This is a genomic window from Leisingera sp. F5 (genome assembly GCF_001593695.1).
Map to the genome: position 1 here is coordinate 1 of NZ_LUKH01001073.1, position 1,299 is coordinate 1,299.

Below are 1,299 nucleotides of genomic sequence, written 5' to 3' on the forward strand. Positions count from 1 at the left end.
GCCCTCACCGACCCCGCATGTTAGCGTTAACTCAACTTTAGCCAGCCGTATTGCAACAGACGCAATTGAATTGCCCCGCCCCAAACGGCACAATAGCCCGGCCCCTGTAGAACAGCGATGTAAAATCAATGGTTTCCCGCGTCATCCCCGTTGAACCCTTTGACCTCGTGCTGTTTGGCGCGACCGGTGATCTGGCCCGCCGCAAAATCTTGCCGGCCTTGTTTCACCGTTTCCAGATCGGCCAGTTCAGCGCGGACTGCCGCATCATCGGCAGCTCCCGCAGCGATCTGACGGCCGAGGAGTTCCGCGCCCAGACTGCCGACGCGGTCCGCGATTTCGGCCAGGACGTGGAGACGACACCCGAGGAAATCGCCGGTTTCACGGCGCTTCTGGATTATGTCGCGGTGGATGCGCGCGGCGACAGCGGCTGGGATGTGATTCACGGGAAACTGCGCGACGATGCGGTGCGCGCCTTCTACTTGTCGGTCGGCCCGTCGCTGTTCACCGACATTGCCCGCCGCCTCAGCGAGACCGGCATCGCCACCCCCGACAGCCGCATAGTGCTGGAAAAACCCTTTGGCCACGACCTAGCCTCGGCCCAATCCCTGAACACCGCGCTGCGGGCGCATTTTGAAGAACAGCAGATCTACCGGATCGACCATTATCTGGGCAAAGAAACGGTGCAGAACCTGATGGCTCTGCGCTTTGCCAATTCGCTGTTTGAACCTTTGTGGAACTCCTCTCACATCGACCATGTGCAGATCACCGTGGCCGAAAGCATCGGGGTCGAAGGACGTGGCGAGTACTACGACAAATCCGGCGCCATGCGGGATATGGTGCAGAACCACCTGATGCAGCTTCTGTGCCTCACTGCAATGGAGCCGCCCGCGCAATTCACCCCCAATGCGGTGCGCGACGAGAAGGTCAAGGTGATCGAGGCCCTGCGCCCGGTTCCCCAGTCCAGCATCGCCCGCGGCCAGTACCGGGGCCGGAACGGGGACAAATCCGGCGACAGCTACCGCGATCATGCCGGCAATCCCTCCAGCCGCACCGAAAGCTATATCGCGCTGAAGGCGGAGGTGGCAAACTGGCGCTGGGCCGGGATCCCGTTCTACTTGCGCACCGGCAAATGCCTGCGCGAGCGGATGAGCGAAATCGCGGTCTATTTCCGCGATCCGCCGCACAACATCTTTGAAGGCTCCGGCACCGTGCATGGAAATGTGCTGGTGATCCGCCTGCAACCGGATGAGGGCATCACGCTGAAAACCACCATCAAGGACCCCGGCCCCGGCGGCATGC

1 protein-coding gene is annotated in these 1,299 nt (G+C 61.7%); it reads left to right on the forward strand.

Translation table 11 applies throughout. The features are described 5' to 3' along the window. Positions 1 to 128: 128 nt before the first annotated feature. On the forward strand, positions 129 to 1,299 hold a 1,171-nt coding region (gene zwf, locus A2I95_RS38985; protein WP_291737737.1), incomplete at its 3' end, for a glucose-6-phosphate dehydrogenase.